We start from the raw sequence: 15,520 nt of genomic DNA, 5'->3' as shown, positions 1-15,520 counted from the left end.
GTTCGACTCTGTGAAAGCTTTGCGCCGATTCACCGTCCGAGCCCATCTTCCCGCCCGCTTGAATGCCCTCGCCGAGCTGTCGACAAACCTCAGGTGGTCGTGGCACTCGTCGACGCAGGATCTGTTCGAGCACATCGATCCACTGTTGTGGACCGAACTCGAGCGCGATCCGGTGGCCGTACTGGGAGCCGTCGCACCTGCGCGCCTCGAAGAACTCGCGGTCGACGATCGCTTTCTGGCCGAGCTGGATGCCGCCGAGGCGGATCTGCACGACTACCTCGCCCGTCCGCTCTGGTACCAGAACGAGCTGTCCGAGGGTCGGGCTCTGCCGTCGGGTATCGGGTACTTCTCGATGGAGTTCGGCGTCACCGAGGTGTTGCCCAACTACTCCGGCGGCCTCGGAATCCTGGCCGGTGACCACCTCAAAGCCGCCTCCGATCTGGGTCTGCCGTTGATCGGCGTCGGGTTGCTCTACCGCTCGGGATACTTCCGCCAGTCCCTGACGGCCGACGGCTGGCAGGCCGAGCGCTATCCGTCCCTCGATCCACACGGTCTCCCGCTGCGGTTGCTCACCGACGACAGCGATTCTCCGGTGTTGATCCACGTGTCGATGCCGGGATCGAGGGTCCTGCGGGCGCGCGTGTGGATCGCCCAGGTGGGACGCGTCCCGCTGCTGTTGCTCGATTCCGACATCGCCGACAACGACCCGGAGCTGCGCGGGGTCACCGACCGGTTGTACGGCGGCGACCAGGATCACCGCATCAAGCAGGAGATACTCGCCGGTATCGGCGGAGTTCGTGCGATCCGGGCATACACGCGTGCGCACGGATTGCCCGACCCGGAGGTGTTCCACATGAACGAGGGCCACGCCGGTTTCCTCGGCGTCGAACGCATTCGCGAACTCGTCACCTCGGGCGCGCTGGACTTCGACGCGGCGCTGGCCGCGGTGCGAGCCGGAACTGTCTTCACCACCCACACCCCGGTCCCCGCCGGAATCGACCGGTTTCCGGCGGATCTGGTGCGGCACTACTTCGGTAGTACGGATGGAGGGCCAGACTCGGCGCTGCTGCCGGGGTTGCCGATGGACCGAATTCTCGCCCTCGGCGGCGAGAGCGACGCCTCGGTGTTCAACATGGCGCACATGGGATTGCGTCTGGGGCAACGCGCCAACGGAGTCTCGAAACTTCACGGCATCGTCAGCCGTGAGATGTTCAACGACCTGTGGCAGGGGTTCGACGCCTCCGAGGTGCCGATCGGGTCGGTGACCAACGGGGTGCACGCGCCGACGTGGTCTGCCCGGGAGTGGGCACAGGAGGGGGAGCTGTCCTCGGAGCGCGTGTGGTCGACACGTAACGCTCTGCGTGCGCAATTGGTGGACGAGGTGCGGCGTCGGGTGCGGCGCTCGGCACTCGAACGCGGCTCCACTCAGGCCGAGATCAGCTGGACCGCGAATGTTTTCGATCCGAACGTGCTGACCGTCGGGTTCGCTCGGCGCGTGCCGACGTACAAGCGCCTGACCTTGATGCTCCGCGAACCCGAGCGACTGCGCGCCATGTTGCTCGACCCGGTTCGCCCGGTCCAGTTGGTTGTCGCGGGCAAGTCGCACCCCGCAGACGACGGTGGAAAGGCGCTCATCCAGCAGATCGTCAAGTTTGCCGATCAAGCCGACGTACGGCACCGCATCGTGTTCCTGCCCGATTACGACATGTCCATGGCGCGCTTCCTGTATTGGGGATGCGATGTGTGGCTGAACAATCCGCTGCGACCGCTCGAAGCGTGCGGCACCTCGGGCATGAAGTCCGCACTCAACGGCGGTCTGAACCTGTCGATTCGCGACGGGTGGTGGGACGAGATGTACGACGGAGAGAACGGCTGGGCCATTCCCACTGCGGACGGCGTCACCGACGACAACCGCCGCGACGATCTCGAAGCCGCCGCGCTGTACGAACTGCTCGAACAGGCTGTGCTACCCAAGTTCTACGACCGCGGGGACGACGGGGTGCCGAGTCGCTGGATCGAAATGGTGCGGCACACCCTCGAACAGCTGGGCCCGAAAGTGTTGGCCTCGAGGATGGTTCAGGACTACACACTGGGCTACTACGCGCCTGCTGCCGAATCCGCCCGTGCAGCCTCGGCCGAGGATCATCGCGGTGCCACGGACGTCGCGTCGTACCGCCGCCGCGTCGAACAGGCTTGGGGCGCAGTGAAAGTCACCCGCGTCGACAGTGACGGCCTGCCGGACACCCCGGTGATCGGTGCGGAGCTTTCGCTGCGCGCCAACGTCGATCTCGGTGGACTGGACGCGTCGGACGTCGTGGTGCAGGCAGTGGTGGGCCGGGCCGATGACGAGGAGAACCTCACCGACATCAGGACGACGGCCATGGCGCACGTGGGAACCGAGGGCGGTGAGCACATCTATGCCGGGCAGACGTCGCTGCCGCACAGTGGCGCGGTGGGGTACACGGTGCGCGTGTTACCTCATCACCACGGTCTCGCCTCGGATGCCGAACTCGGGTTGGTGGCGACGCCGTAGAGGGCAGCTACTTTCCGGCCAGGCGGGTGAGCGCCTTGCGTACGACCTCCGGGTCCGAGGTCTCCCAGAACGGCGGCAGCGAGGCACGCAGGTACCCGCCGTAGCGGGCGGTGGCGAGCCGCGAATCGAGAACGGCCACAACACCTTTGTCGTCGACGCTACGGAGCAGTCGGCCGACACCCTGCGCCAGCAGCAGGGCCGCGTGGTTGGCGGCGACCGCGAGAAAGCCGTTACCGCCGCGGGATTCGACGGCCTGCTGTCGGGCCACCAGCAGTGGATCGTCGGGCCTCGGGAACGGAATACGGTCCAGGATGACCAAACTCAGCGACGGGCCAGGGACGTCGACGCCCTGCCACAGCGACAGCGTCCCGAACAGGGAGGTGGCCTCGTCGTCGGCGAACTTCTGCACCAGTGCGCCGGTGGAGTCGTCGCCCTGACACAGGATCGGTGTGTCGAGGCGTTCGCGCATCTCCTCGGCGGCGGCCTTGGCGGCGCGCATCGACGAGAAGAGTCCGAGTGTGCGGCCGCCTGCGGCGCTGACCAGGGACTCGATCTCGTCGAGGGATGACTTCGACAGGCCGTCACGTCCGGGCGGCGACAGATGCTTGGCGATGTATATGATGCCGGCCCGCGCGTGGTCGAACGGCGAGCCGACGTCGAGCGAATTCCACCTGATCGACCCGGTGTCGGACGGCGGTTCGACGCCGGACGCCATCGCGGTGTCACTGCGCGACGGCTTCTCTGCCGGCAGCCCCCAGTTGACGGCCAACCCGTCGAACGATCCACCGACGGTCAAGGTCGCGGAGGTGAGCACCACGGTGGACTCGGCGAACAAGCGCGCTCGCAGCAGTCCGCCCACCGACAGCGGAGCGATGCGGACGGTGCGTTTGACGTTGCCGCGGAAATCGTCGACGGCATGCCAGACGACGTCCTTGCGTTTGGCCGGATCGGGTTCGTCGAACGCCGTGAGAACACGGACAGCGCTGTCGTGCACCTCGTCGACCGCGACGAGTGCGGCGCTGCGGGCCGCGGCAGCCTCGGGATCGCTGGCCGCCATGCCCTGCTTGTTGGGGCCGATCGCGGTCCGCACCGCCCAGGCGGAGTCGCGGATGGAGGCGAGTGCGGGGCCGACGCCGTCGGGGAGGGACTGCCAGCGGCTCGGGGGTAACTCGTCCAGAATTGCGGCCCAGTTCTCGGCAGCTGCCTCGAGCTGGTCGACCGTCTCTTCTTCGATGAGTTTGGCGCTACGACGCGCCGCGGCGGTGACGGTTGCGGCCGACAGTTCCTCCGTGGCCACCCCGGTCACCCGATCGACCAGTTCGTGGGCCTCGTCGACGACCACGACGTCGTGCTCGGGCAGGATCTGGATGCCGGTGATCGCGTCGATCGCCAGCAGGGCATGGTTGGTCACGACCACGTCGACCTGGGCGGCCTCGGTGCGGGCGCGCTCGGCGAAGCAGTCCTCGCCGACCGGGCAACGTGATTTGCCCAGGCATTCTCGCGCGGTGACGCTGACCTGACGCCAGGCTTGATCGCTGACCCCTGGCACGACGTCGTCGCGGTCACCGGTCTCGGTCTCGGACGACCACTTCGTCAGCCGGACCACCTCTCGTCCCATGCGGGAGACGGCGAACGGGTCGAACAGTTCCGCGTCCGGTGCCTCCTGCGCGGCGCCGGTATGGATCTTGTTCATGCACAGATAGTTGTTGCGGCCCTTGAGGATTGCGAATTTAGGACGACGGCCGACTGCCTCGGTCAGGGCATCGGACAGGCGGGGTAGATCGCGGTCGACCAGCTGCCGCTGCAGCGCGATGGTGGCCGTCGAGACGATGACGGTCTTGCCGGATTCCACCGCGTGCCGAATGCTCGGCACCAGGTAGGCGAGGGACTTGCCGGTGCCGGTGCCCGCCTGCACCGCGAGATGCTCCCCGGTATCGATCGAGTGCGCTACCGCCGAGGCCATCGTCAGCTGATTGCTGCGTTCCTTGCCGCCGAGCGAGTGCACCGCGACCTGCAGTAGAGCGGGAACGGTTGGCAACTCGGTCTTCGACGGCACCGAAGCAGACTACTGCCGATCGCCCACCCGGTTCGGTATCGACACCGCAGTTACCCCTCGACGAAGCGGGTGGGGATCGCCGGCTCGCCCTGGGACAGTTTCAAGCCCTCCCACGGGAGGCTGACCAGCCGTCGGGCCAGCAGGTCACGGCCGTCGGTGAGGGTCGGAAGATCGGCGACCCGTTCTCCGCCGCGAACCAACGGGGTGGTCAACGTCTCCACCGTCAGATCGCTCTCGACGGTCGGGGGAGCGTCGAACGGATGCACGATCTCCTCGATCGCGGTGCCTGTGCTCCGCGCCGTCCGCACAGCGGCCTTGGTACCCCCACGCGATTCCTTGTGGCTGCTCCGCTTGGCGACGGGGATGCCGTCGACGGTGACCAGCTTGTAGACCATGCCCGCCGTCGGAGCACCGGAACCGGTGACCAGTGACGTGCCGACGCCGTAGGAGTCGACCGGCTCGGCCCGCAGTGCGGCGATTGCGTACTCGTCGAGGTCGCCGGAGACGACGATCCTGGTCTTCGGCGCACCCAGTGCGTCCAGTTGGTCGCGAACCTGGCGCGCGAGTACGCCGAGGTCGCCGGAGTCGATGCGCACACCGCCGAGTTCGGGCCCGGCCACCTCGATGGCGTTGGCGACGCCCTGGGTGATGTCGTAGGTGTCGACGAGCAGGGTGGTGCCCACGCCGAGCGCGCGCACCTGAGCCGCGAAAGCGGACCGTTCGTCCGGGCCGTCGGCGGTGGTGTGCAGCAGCGTGAAGGCGTGCGCCGACGTACCAGCGCCAGGGACGCCGTGGCGTCGGACGGCTTCGAGGTTGGATGTTGCGGTGAATCCGGCGAGATATGCCGCCCGCGAGGCAGCGACGGCGGCCTCCTCGTGGGTACGCCGCGATCCCATCTCGATGATCGGACGGGACTTGGCTGACGCCACCATCCGCGCAGCCGCGGAGGCGATCGCACTGTCGTGATTGAGGATGGAGAGCACGAGCGTTTCGAGGACGACGCACTCGGCGAAGGTGCCGCGGACGGTCAGGACGGGAGAGCCGGGAAAGTACAGTTCGCCCTCGCGATAGCCGTCGATGTCGCCCGTGAACCGGTAGTTGCGCAGCCATTCGACGGTGTCGGCGTCGAGGAATTCGGCGACGATCCGCAGCTCGTCCGGGCCGAACCGGAACCGCGTGATGGCGTCGAGAATGCGTCCGGTGCCCGCGAGAACTCCGTATCGCCTGCCACCAGGTAGGCGTCGCGCGAACACCTCGAAGCTGCAGATGCGATCGGCGTAGCCGCTGGCCAGAGCCGCGGACAGCATCGTGTACTCGTACTGATCGGTCAGCAGCGCGGTGCTGGCACCGTCGCTGGAATTCGTGTGATCCGTGGTCGCGTCGTTGCTCACCTCGCCCACACTACGAGCGAAGGGGCGAGCGTGGGAGGCTGGCCCGACACGCCGTACCCTGTTGCCATGCCTTGGTTGACGGTGGATGGAACGCTTCTGCCCGTGGACGGCTTCTCGGCAGGTGAGGTCGTCGCCGCGTCACCGCAGGCGGTTCCGGCGCAGTCCGAGGCCGTTGCAGCGGACGAATCGCACGACACCCCCTGGGTCACCATCGTGTGGGACGACCCGGTCAACCTGATGCACTACGTGACCTACGTGTTCCAGAAGCTGTTCGGCTACAGCAAGGCCAAGGCCACCGAGCTGATGATGCAGGTGCACTCGGAGGGCAAGGCCGTCGTGTCCAGTGGTGAGCGCGACGCGATGGAGAACGATGTTCGACGGCTGCATGCGGCGGGTCTGTGGGCCACCATGCAGCAGGACAAGTAGTAGCTCGCCCCCTCTTCGTCAGATAAGGACATCAGCAACAGTGCGCACGTGGACGAGACGTAATTCGTTGTCCGGGGTCAAGATCAAATCCGAGATCGATGCTCGCGAGGCCGCCGTGCTCCGGTCGCTCGTCGGCTCCGTTCTCGGATTGCTGCGCGACCGCTCCGCCGCCGCCCCCACCGACGAGCTCGCCGCGCTGACCGGTCTGCGTACGGGCCACAACAGTCCGCCCGAGGATGCCGCGCTGGCGCGGTTGCTGCCGGACTTCCATCGCGCCGACCCGGGCCGCGACGAAGAAGATCCGGCCGACCTCAACGGTGCGCTGCGCGGACTTCACGAACCCGAGATCATCGACGAGAAGATGGCCGCGGGATCGATGATCCTGGCCACGCTGCCCGAATCCGGTGGCAAGATCGTGCTGACCCAGGAGCAAGCGGACGCATGGTTGACCGGACTCAACGACGTGAGGCTGGCGCTCGGCACGACGCTGGGGATCAATGCGGACACACCCGACGTCCTCGACGAGGGTGATCCTCGTGCTCCACATCTCGATGTCTACCACTGGCTGACCTGGATGCAGGATTCACTCGTACAGGTCCTCACTCCCTAGGACGCCCGCGTGACTGCTGCCTTCCAGACGCCCGGACCACGGGACAGTTTGACCGACGTCGCAGGTCTGCTGGTCGGTCATCATCACGAACTCGACGACGCCACGATGGGATCCGGTTCGGCCACCGGGTGCACCGTGGTGCGCGCCCTCGGAGGTGCGACGGCCGCCGTCGACGTCCGCGGCGGCGGGCCGGGAACACGAGAGACCGACCTGCTCGATCCGAGCCATTCCGTCCAGCACGTCAACGCGATCCTGCTGACCGCGGGGAGCGCCTACGGGCTCGCGGCCGCCGACGGTGTCATGCGGTGGCTGGAAGAACACGGCCAGGGCATTCCGATGGGCAGTCCTGACCACGTCGTTCCGATAGTGCCGGCGGCGGTGATCTTCGACCTTCCGGTCGGCGACTGGGCAGCGCGTCCGACGGCGGAGTTCGGCTATCTTGCCGCGGCAGCGGCGGCGACCGAATTCGCGACGGGATCGGTCGGTGCAGGTGTCGGTGCCCGCGCCGGCGTGCTCAAGGGTGGTGTCGGTACCGCCAGCACGGTGATCGAGGGCGGCCCTGCCGACGGGGTGACCGTCGCTGCGCTGATGGTCGCCAATCCGGTCGGTGCAGTGTTCGACCCACGCACCGGTTTGCTGTGGGGTGTCGGCACGCTCGGGCCTGCGTCGTTCGGCATGCGCACGCCCGACGTGAACCAGCTGTGGGCCGCGCTGGCCCTCGAACCCAAGGGCACTGCCCTGAACACCACGATCGGGGTCGTCGCCACCGATGCCGCGTTGTCGTCGGCGTCGTGCAAGCGGATTGCCGTTGCCGGTCACGACGGTCTGGCACGGGCCATTCGACCCGCACACTCGCCACTCGACGGCGACACGATCTTCGCCGTGTCCACCGGCACCAGACCCGTCACCGCAGAGTCCACGGTGCCCGCGGCGTTCTCGGCGGAACTCCCGGTACTGGCCGCGGTCACCGAGGCCGCAGCGATCGTCGTCGAAAAAGCAATCGTCCGAGCCCTGCTCGACGCCACTTCGGTGGCCGGCATCCCCACGTACCGCCAGATCTTCACGTCCGCGTTCGGCGGATCGGGAGCCTGAGCGCAGCTCACTCGATACCTCTGCCCGGTACCGTGGAGGTACCGAATCCGGAGGCGATCATGAGCGAGATCAGTAACCGTCCAGCGCAGCGTGAGCGGCCGGTCTGGATGCAGGCCGCCATGCTGGTGGGAGCTTTCACCGTGCTGCTGTGGGTCATCGAGTTCATCGATGTGGCCAGCGGATCGAGACTCGAACGCAATGGCATCGAGCCGCGCTCGATCGAGGGGTTGTGGGGCATTCTGTTCGCGCCCGTGTTGCACGACGACTGGCAGCATCTGATCGCGAACACCGTGCCCATCGTCGTGCTCGGATTTCTGGTGTTGCTGTCCGGACTCGCGCGCGGTTTGGCCGCCACCGGGATCATCTGGGTGGTCGGCGGATTCGGCACCTGGCTCATCGCCGGTTCCTACACGAACACCATCGGCGCGTCGATTCTGATCTTCGGCTTCATCGCGTACCTACTGGTTCGAGGGTTCTTCACCCGCAAACTCGGGCAACTCGCGATCGGCGTCGTGGTGTTCGTGCTGTACGGCGGCGCGCTGTGGGGTGTGCTCCCCAGCGAACCGAACGTCTCGTGGCAGGGGCATCTGTTCGGCGCGGTGGGCGGAGTGGTTGCAGCTCGACTGCTCTCGGCCGACGCCAGAGCCGAGCGAGCGCGCGCGAAATCGCTCGATCGGCCCACTTCGTAGTCACGAGGTAACTGCAGACACATCTGTCGTCGGCGGTGAATTTCGCCGACTCGCGCTGTGAATACTGCCCGAACGTTTCGAGTGACGCACTCGGCGTGGCAGCATGGCTTTCATGCGAATTACCGTCCTGGGATGTTCGGGCAGTGTGTCCGGACCCGATTCGCCCGCGTCGGGCTACTTGCTGGAAGAAGAGGAGACCTCTCCGGTCGTCCTCGACTTCGGTCCGGGCGTTCTCGGGGCGTTGCAGCGCTACGCCGACCCGGGCGATGTGAGCGTTCTGCTCTCGCATCTACACGCCGATCATTGCCTCGACGTTCCGGGTCTGCTGGTGTGGCGTCGCTACCATCCCACTCCGCCGGAGGGGCGCGCGATCGTCTACGGACCGAAGGACACAGCGTTCCGGCTCGGAGTGGCCTCGGCCGAGTGCGGTGGCCAGATCGACGACATGTCCGACACGATCGATCTGCGTCGCTGGGTGGACGGGCGCACCGTCGAATTCGGCAAGCTGTCGATTCTGACTCGGCAGGTGTTTCACCCGCCGGAGTCGTACGGCATGCGAGTCACCACGGGCGCGGGCCGCACGTTCGCGTACAGCGGCGACACGGGAATGTGTCAGGCGGTGCGAGATCTGGCGCACGGGGCCGATGTGTTCCTGTGCGAGGCATCGTGGACCGACAGTCCCGAGCGGCCGGAGGGCGTGCACCTGTCCGGAACCGAGGCCGGCCGAATCGCTCGCGAGGCCGGAGTCGGGGAGTTGCTGCTCACCCACATTCCGCCCTGGACGTCCCGCGAGGACGTCATCGCCGAGGCCAAGGCGGAGTTCAGCGGACCGGTTCATGCCGTTCTTCCGGGGGACGTATTCACCGTCTGAGGACGCGCTAGGCTTCGAGTCGTGTCCAGACGAGAAGACGGCAGAGCGGACGACGAGCTCCGCAACATCAAGATCACCCGCGGATTCACCAGTCACCCGGCAGGGTCGGTGCTGGTCGAGTTCGGCAACACCAGGGTGATGTGCACGGCCAGCGTCGAGGAGGGCGTCCCGCGCTGGCGGAAGGGATCCGGCCTCGGTTGGCTCACCGCGGAGTACGCGATGCTCCCGGCCGCGACGCACACCCGCAACGGTCGCGAATCCGTCAAGGGCAAGGTCGGCGGACGAACGCAGGAAATCTCCCGCTTGGTAGGACGTTCGCTGCGTGCCTGCATCGACCTCGCCGCCATCGGTGAGAACACCATCGCACTCGACTGCGACGTGCTGCAGGCCGACGGTGGTACCCGAACCGCAGCTGTCACCGGGGCGTTCGTGGCGCTCAACGATGCGGTCACCTACTTGCGTGCAGCAGGACGACTGGCCGATCCGCAGCCCATCTCGTGCATGATCGCCGCGGTCAGCGTTGGCGTCGTCGACGGTCGAGTGCGTCTCGATCTGCCCTACGAAGAAGACTCACGCGCCGAGGTCGACATGAACGTCGTCGCCACCGACACCGGCACGCTGGTGGAAATCCAGGGAACCGGAGAGGGCGCGACGTTCCCACGCACCACCCTCGACAAACTGCTCGATTCGGCATTCGTCGGTATCGAGAAGTTGTTCGACGTGCAGAGGGAAGCTCTGGCGTTGCCGTACCCCGGCGATCTGCCCGAGCCCGCGGCCGCGGAATCGAAGAAGAAGTTCGGTGCCTGATACCAAGCTTCTGGTAGCAAGCCGGAACGCGAAGAAGCTGCGCGAACTCCGGCGGGTGCTCGATGCCGCCGGAGTGGTCGGAATCGAACTGGTCGGCCTCGACGAGGTGCCGCCGTTCCCGGAGGCTCCCGAGACCGGAGCGACCTTCGAGGACAATGCGTTGGCCAAGGCGCGCGACGGCGCGGCGGCCACCGGATTGCCCTGTGTGGCAGACGATTCCGGTATCGAAATCGATGCCCTGAACGCGATGCCCGGAGTGCTGTCGGCACGCTGGTCCGGTACACACGGGCAGGACGAGGCCAATACCGCGTTGGTTCTGGCGCAGCTGAGCGACACCCCCGACGAGCGCCGCGGAGCCGCCTTCGTCTCGGCGTGTGCCCTCGTGATTCCCGGCGGCACCGAGACCGTGGTCCGCGGCGAGTGGCGCGGTGCGGTTGCCCGAGAGCCGCAGGGGGAGAACGGCTTCGGCTACGACCCCATCTTCGTGCCCGAGGGGGACGGCCGCAGCGCAGCACAGCTGAGTCCCGAGGAGAAGGACGCCGCCTCGCATCGGGGTCGCGCGCTACGCACGCTGATTCCGGCGCTCGAAGAACTGGCAGGGACGTAGCTCGTGGATGCGCGCGTGATTCTGAGGCGTACTGCGGTGGTGCTCGCCGCCGCCGCGGTGTGCCTGGCGGGTACGCCTGCCTCGGCGGCACCTGTGTCAGGCTCCTTCGTCGAGGCTTTCGCCTACTCGATCGCGCACCCGGGAGTGACGCCTGCCGGCTCGAACGACTTCTCGTGCGTTCCGAGCGCGCAGCATCCCGAGCCGGTGGTGCTGGTGCACGGATTCCTGGAGAACTCCTATGCCAACTGGGCATCCCTGTCGCCGAAGCTGGCCGCTGCCGGATACTGCGTGTTCGCGATCGACTACGGCAAGACCGGACCGGTTCAGGCCCTCGGTGCGCTCGAACCCATCCCCGAGAGTGCTGCGGAACTGTCGACGTTCGTCGATTCCGTGCTCGCGGCGACGGGCGCGCAGAAGGTGTCGATCGTGGGCCACTCGAAGGGCGGCACGGTTCCGCGCTACTACGCCCGCTTCCTCGGTGGCGACCGCACCGTGGCGCGGATCGTGGCGTTGTCTCCGCCGAACTACCCGACGGCAGGTCCGCCGGTGCAGGACGACGTGCTCGAGCGACTGAACGAGGGGAGCGACACCGTCTCGGGAATCGACTACACCACGATCGTCACCCGATACGACCAGGTCGTCGTTCCGTACACGGCCTCCCTGCTCAGCGGAGCGGGAAACACGAACGTGGTGCTGCAGGACGTGTGTCCGTCCAATGCCGTCGAGCACACGGGAATCTCGTACGATCCGCTGGCTCAGCGGCTGGTGCAGAACGCATTGGATCCGGCGATCGCGCAGCCGATCGGCTGCTGACGTCAGACGGCGAAGTCGGCTTTGACCTGCTCGGTGCGCTTGTGCTCGACGTAGAAGGACAGGAACGGAATGGTCCCGGCGAGCAGTGTGCCGATCGTGCGGGCGGCAGGCCACCGAACCTTGATGGCGAGATCCACCGTGAGCACGAGGTACACGAGGTAGACCCAACCGTGCACGACGGCAATCCAATTGGGCACGTTCTCGACCTCGAAGATGTACTTCGCGACCATCTCGGTCACGAGAACGAGCAGCCAGATGCCAGTGGCGTAGGCCAGAACGCGGTAACGCAGCAGCGCGGACGCGATCTTCCGATTCTTGTCGGTGGACGGCTGTGTCTTGTCCGGTGCCGAACTCACGTGGTGCTCCTGTCGGTCCCGCGGGATTCGTTCAGCTCCGCGAGGTAGTTGTTGTACTCGAGTAGTTGCCTGGCCTCGGGATCGTCGAGGTCCGCAGCGTCGGTTGCCGGGGCGCCCCGCTGGGGGAGCAGGTCGAGCGGCACCTCGGTGGGCCCGTCGGGCCGAGCCGCCGCCGCCTCCTCGGGGTCCTCGTCCTCGAGGCGGACGAACTTGCGGTAGGCGTAGACCACGAACACAGCGAACAGGGGCCATTGGAACGCGTAGCCGAGGTTCTGGCCGTTGCCACCGACTGCCTCGAAGCGTTCCCATTGCCACCAGCCGAGGCCCAGGCACACCGCCGCGGACACGATGACCAGCGCGATCAGTGCTGGCCGACGGTTCGGGCGGGATGACGTCATCCCTCGACGGTACCGGAGGTACTACTACTGGAGGTAGTCGCGTGCTGCGGCCCGGCGGTGATTCTCACCATGGACGACTCGGGTGCGACTCATGCGCGACGACGGTTCGCCCGTGCTCGGGCGAGTTGCTCGGCACCGGGGCCGGTGACGTCGGCGAGAGCGCTGCTGCGCCCCGTCAGCACCAACGCCAGGGTGCCGGCGGATCCCTCGATGAGGGGTCCTTCGCCGCGGCTCCACTCCAGATCGGTTGCTCGCCACCGCAGTCGAAGTTCGGGGCCCTTGAACGGTGCGGCACCGCTCGCGGGCACCAGGAAATCGAGCATCGTGATCATGCGGTGGTCGGGAACGTGGTGCTCGATTCCCAGCGGCCTGCACACGTCGAGTCCGTGCACGATGACGTCGGACAAGGGGGCCAGCGGACCGTGGCCAGGCGGGGTGAATTTCTTGTCGGCGTGAGCTGTCAGGAGCGCGGGTAATTCGTCGCCGTGCTTGCGCCTCACACGCTGGGTCATCAGCTGATTGGCCCGGTCGAAGTTGCCTCGGGTACGTGCCATGGCAAGGCCGAACTGCCTGAGCGGGATGATCAACGGGACCACCAGATGGGCGGCGACGTCGCGCACCGTCCAGGCCTCGCACAGCGATGGGGTGTCCCATTGTTCGGGGGTGAGAGCCTCGAGAGTTCTTGCGAGAGAACGCCTCTCGTCTGAAATCTCGGCGAAGATCGCGTCGTTGTCGGGGTTTCTGGACATTCGAGCCGCCTTCACACGTCGGAACCTGCAGAAGTCTCGAGAAAAGCCGGGTCGAACGACCGTGGTGCGCGAGGGGGGACTTGAACCCCCACGTCCTGAGACACTGGAACCTAAATCCAGCGCGTCTGCCAATTCCGCCACTCGCGCGTGCCGGTGAAGTCTACAACCGATGCTCCGGTGCGCGCGACGCGGTTCTTCGAGCCAGGTCGACCTCCGATTAGGCTCGCCGGGTGGTGAAGAAGGAGAACTCGTTCGACCCAGCGCGCATCCTCGAGTTGCTGTGGCGAGTCGATGCCAAGCCGAGTCGAACCGGACTGAGCGTGGATGCGATCGTCGACGCCGCGATCGAACTGGCCGATGCGAGCGGTCTGGCCTCGGTATCGATGCGGAACGTGGCAGAGCATCTCGGTGTCGGTGCGATGTCGCTCTACACGCACGTGCCGGGCCGGGAAGAGTTGGCCGATCTGATGATCGATCGAGCACTCGCGGGCCTCTATTCGGACGTCGACGAGCCGTCCTCCGTCGCCGGCGGCTGGCGTCCTGCTCTGCGGTTCGTCGCCGAGCGCAATTGGTCTCTGTACCAACGGCATTCGTGGCTACTCGAAGCAGAGGGGGCACGCCCTGTGCTCGGTCCGCACACCAACGACAAGTACGAGGCAGAGTTGCGCGCCCTGGTCGGCATCGGCCTGGACGACGTCGAGATCGATTCCGTTCTCACGTTGGTTCTGACCCACGTCTCCGGTACCGCGCGAGCCCTTGCAGGCGTGAGGCGTGTGAAGGAGCAGTCGGGCCTGACCGATGCCCAGTGGTGGTCGGCCACGGCTCCGATCCTCGAACGGGTGATGGACCGTGATCGCTTTCCGGTGTCGTCTCGGGTCGGGACGGCCGCGGCGACGTCGTACGACGCCGCCAGCGACCCCGTGCACGCCTACCGGTTCGGGTTGGAGTGCATTCTCGACGGTGTGGAGGCGCTGATGTCGCGCACTCAGCCCACCGACCGGAGCGCTGCCCCGGAGTGACGCCGCTTGGGCCTGCGCAACTTGTGCTGGTATCGCCACACGGCATGCTCGAGTGAGGCGAGGTCGGTGCCGAGTGCGTTCGCTGCCGCGGTGAGAATGACGGGGGAGCGGTCTTCGGCGATTCCGGCGGCGAGGTTCTGATGGAGGGGTTCGAGTGCGTCGGCGACGAAGGAGTTCAGATGTGCGGCCGCTGTGTCGGTCCGCACCCCGAGATGCATGAGCATGCATTCCCAGGTGGTCTCGCCGAGACCGGGAATCGCGCAGAACGCCTCGAATTGTTGCTCGGTGTGCTGCTCGAAGTCGCTCGATCGGCTCAGTCCCACCGACACGAGCGTCTGTGCTGCCACGGCTGCAGCTGCTGCCTTGGTTCGGCTGTTGCCCGGAACGAACTGACGGTTGGACAGAATCTCGACGAGTACGTCAGGATCTGCATTCAGTTCGGCGAGCGTTGTCAAATCATCGAGTCGGTTGTCGCCACGATGCGATCGCCATCGCGCGAGCACTGCGCGGACCCCGCTGCTGGGTCCGCCGTAGGGTGCGCGAGCAGAGAAGATCGCATCCAGTAGCGCGACCTCGCTCTCGCCGCGCCACCCGGGCGTCCAGTGCGGCGAACGTGATTGTGACGCAACAGATTCGATATGCGTCAGCAGTGCGTTCAGTTCGTCTTGGGTGCAGATATCTGTAACCGATGAATACATGAATTCCCCCCGGAGTTCGTCGACCACTCTCCCGAGGAGTGGTTCGATCGCCCACGGTAGAGGGCGTCACCGACAAGCTCTGCGGATGACAAACTGTGCTCGACATCACATCACGAAAAGATAACGAAAAATGCGAGGGTTTCCTCATGTTTTTCGATACCGGGCGATGCTCTCGCCAGCGTGGATACGGGTTACCGGCGGGTCGGGTAAACAAAAAGTAAAGCCGCTTCCAGTGGCGTACTCGCTGGTAGCACTCGGACGTCCGAGCAAACCTGAGGATTTCCTCATGATTTTGTGTCAACCTTGAGCAGCGCGGAAGAGATCTGTCGACGAGGACCGGCTCACCGCTTCGCCCATGTAGCCCACGACGCACCCGGGCGGCCATTACAGCGAACGCCCCGACCC

Annotated in this window: 16 protein-coding genes and 1 tRNA gene; 10 read left to right on the top strand and 7 right to left on the bottom strand. The window is 66.3% G+C overall.

The features are described 5' to 3' along the window. The first annotated feature begins 10 nt into the window (after positions 1-10). Positions 11-2,533: an alpha-glucan family phosphorylase gene (glgP, locus tag MTX35_RS06550; RefSeq protein ID WP_243594186.1), complete on the top strand. Its 2,523-nt coding sequence runs from the start codon at positions 11-13 to the stop codon at positions 2,531-2,533. A gap of 7 nt (positions 2,534-2,540) precedes the next feature. On the opposite strand, the gene MTX35_RS06545 is transcribed toward glgP, so the two are convergent. Then, entirely contained in the window at positions 2,541-4,589 is a 2,049-nt protein-coding gene (locus MTX35_RS06545; protein WP_243594185.1) for an ATP-dependent DNA helicase, read from the bottom strand. 50 nt (positions 4,590-4,639) lie between these two features. Next, a complete protein-coding gene (locus MTX35_RS06540; RefSeq protein WP_243594184.1) occupies positions 4,640-5,989 on the bottom strand; it encodes a nicotinate phosphoribosyltransferase in 1,350 nt (449 codons plus the stop codon). A gap of 57 nt (positions 5,990-6,046) precedes the next feature. Between MTX35_RS06540 and clpS the strand changes: the two genes are divergently transcribed. The 8 genes from clpS to MTX35_RS06500 all read left to right on the top strand — a co-directional run bounded on the left by clpS (position 6,047) and on the right by MTX35_RS06500 (position 11,895). Further along, positions 6,047-6,406: an ATP-dependent Clp protease adapter ClpS gene (gene clpS, locus MTX35_RS06535; protein WP_243594183.1), complete on the top strand. Its 360-nt coding sequence runs from the start codon at positions 6,047-6,049 to the stop codon at positions 6,404-6,406. Positions 6,407-6,446: 40 nt separating this feature from the next. Further along, a complete protein-coding gene (locus MTX35_RS06530) occupies positions 6,447-7,016 on the top strand; it encodes a DUF2017 domain-containing protein (protein WP_243594182.1) in 570 nt (189 codons plus the stop codon). 9 nt (positions 7,017-7,025) lie between these two features. Next, complete coding sequence (locus tag MTX35_RS06525; RefSeq protein WP_243594181.1) at positions 7,026-8,108, top strand: P1 family peptidase; 1,083 nt, start codon at positions 7,026-7,028, stop codon at positions 8,106-8,108. Positions 8,109-8,167: 59 nt separating this feature from the next. Next, on the top strand, positions 8,168-8,797 hold the full coding sequence (locus MTX35_RS06520; protein ID WP_243594180.1) for a rhomboid family intramembrane serine protease: 630 nt from the start codon (positions 8,168-8,170) through the stop codon (positions 8,795-8,797). Between the two features lie 112 nt (positions 8,798-8,909). Continuing rightward, positions 8,910-9,668 (top strand): cyclic nucleotide-degrading phosphodiesterase, encoded by a 759-nt coding sequence (locus tag MTX35_RS06515; protein ID WP_243594179.1) that lies wholly within the window; start codon positions 8,910-8,912, stop codon positions 9,666-9,668. Positions 9,669-9,689: 21 nt separating this feature from the next. Next, positions 9,690-10,475 (top strand): ribonuclease PH, encoded by a 786-nt coding sequence (gene rph / locus MTX35_RS06510; RefSeq protein WP_243594178.1) that lies wholly within the window; start codon positions 9,690-9,692, stop codon positions 10,473-10,475. Beyond that, a complete protein-coding gene (rdgB, locus tag MTX35_RS06505) occupies positions 10,468-11,082 on the top strand; it encodes an RdgB/HAM1 family non-canonical purine NTP pyrophosphatase (RefSeq protein WP_243594177.1) in 615 nt (204 codons plus the stop codon). Before rph ends, rdgB begins: the two co-directional genes overlap by 8 nt. 15 nt (positions 11,083-11,097) lie before the next feature. Beyond that, positions 11,098-11,895 (top strand): triacylglycerol lipase, encoded by a 798-nt coding sequence (locus tag MTX35_RS06500; protein ID WP_243594176.1) that lies wholly within the window; start codon positions 11,098-11,100, stop codon positions 11,893-11,895. A 2-nt stretch (positions 11,896-11,897) separates the two neighbouring features. Here the strand turns inward: MTX35_RS06500 and MTX35_RS06495 are convergent, their stop codons facing one another. The 4 genes from MTX35_RS06495 to MTX35_RS06480 all read right to left on the bottom strand — a co-directional run bounded on the left by MTX35_RS06495 (position 11,898) and on the right by MTX35_RS06480 (position 13,545). Next, positions 11,898-12,251, bottom strand: coding sequence for a DUF3817 domain-containing protein (locus tag MTX35_RS06495; RefSeq protein ID WP_243594175.1), 354 nt, complete (start codon positions 12,249-12,251; stop codon positions 11,898-11,900). Next, complete coding sequence (locus MTX35_RS06490) at positions 12,248-12,649, bottom strand: transcriptional regulator (protein ID WP_243594174.1); 402 nt, start codon at positions 12,647-12,649, stop codon at positions 12,248-12,250. The genes MTX35_RS06495 and MTX35_RS06490 overlap by 4 nt, the downstream gene beginning before the upstream one ends. Positions 12,650-12,738: 89 nt before the next feature. Then, positions 12,739-13,398 carry a maleylpyruvate isomerase family mycothiol-dependent enzyme gene (locus tag MTX35_RS06485; protein ID WP_243594173.1) on the bottom strand — a complete coding sequence of 220 codons (660 nt, stop codon included), beginning with the start codon at positions 13,396-13,398 and terminating at the stop codon, positions 12,739-12,741. 62 nt (positions 13,399-13,460) lie between these two features. Beyond that, positions 13,461-13,545 (bottom strand) — tRNA-Leu (locus tag MTX35_RS06480). A gap of 83 nt (positions 13,546-13,628) precedes the next feature. On the opposite strand from MTX35_RS06480, the gene MTX35_RS06475 reads away from it, so the two are divergent. Continuing rightward, a complete protein-coding gene (locus tag MTX35_RS06475) occupies positions 13,629-14,417 on the top strand; it encodes a TetR/AcrR family transcriptional regulator (protein ID WP_243594172.1) in 789 nt (262 codons plus the stop codon). On the opposite strand, the gene MTX35_RS06470 is transcribed toward MTX35_RS06475, so the two are convergent. Further along, complete coding sequence (locus MTX35_RS06470) at positions 14,384-15,115, bottom strand: hypothetical protein (protein WP_243594171.1); 732 nt, start codon at positions 15,113-15,115, stop codon at positions 14,384-14,386. The genes MTX35_RS06475 and MTX35_RS06470 overlap by 34 nt on opposite strands. Between the last annotated feature and the right edge of the window lie 405 nt (positions 15,116-15,520).

Source organism: Rhodococcus sp. ARC_M12 (genome assembly GCF_022810385.1).
In the GTDB taxonomy this organism is placed as follows: Bacteria; Actinomycetota; Actinomycetes; order Mycobacteriales; family Mycobacteriaceae; genus Rhodococcoides; species Rhodococcoides navarretei.
This window is presented reverse-complemented; position numbering and strand designations above follow the sequence as displayed.

Coding starts and splice junctions, on each gene's coding strand:
- clpS (WP_243594183.1), top strand. CDS start 6,047: ATGCCTTGGTTGACGGTGGATGGAACGCTTCTGCCCGTGGACGGCTTC.
- MTX35_RS06520 (WP_243594180.1), top strand. CDS start 8,168: ATGAGCGAGATCAGTAACCGTCCAGCGCAGCGTGAGCGGCCGGTCTGG.
- MTX35_RS06515 (WP_243594179.1), top strand. CDS start 8,910: ATGCGAATTACCGTCCTGGGATGTTCGGGCAGTGTGTCCGGACCCGAT.
- MTX35_RS06490 (WP_243594174.1), bottom strand. CDS start 12,649: ATGACGTCATCCCGCCCGAACCGTCGGCCAGCACTGATCGCGCTGGTC.
- MTX35_RS06485 (WP_243594173.1), bottom strand. CDS start 13,398: ATGTCCAGAAACCCCGACAACGACGCGATCTTCGCCGAGATTTCAGAC.
- MTX35_RS06470 (WP_243594171.1), bottom strand. CDS start 15,115: ATGTATTCATCGGTTACAGATATCTGCACCCAAGACGAACTGAACGCA.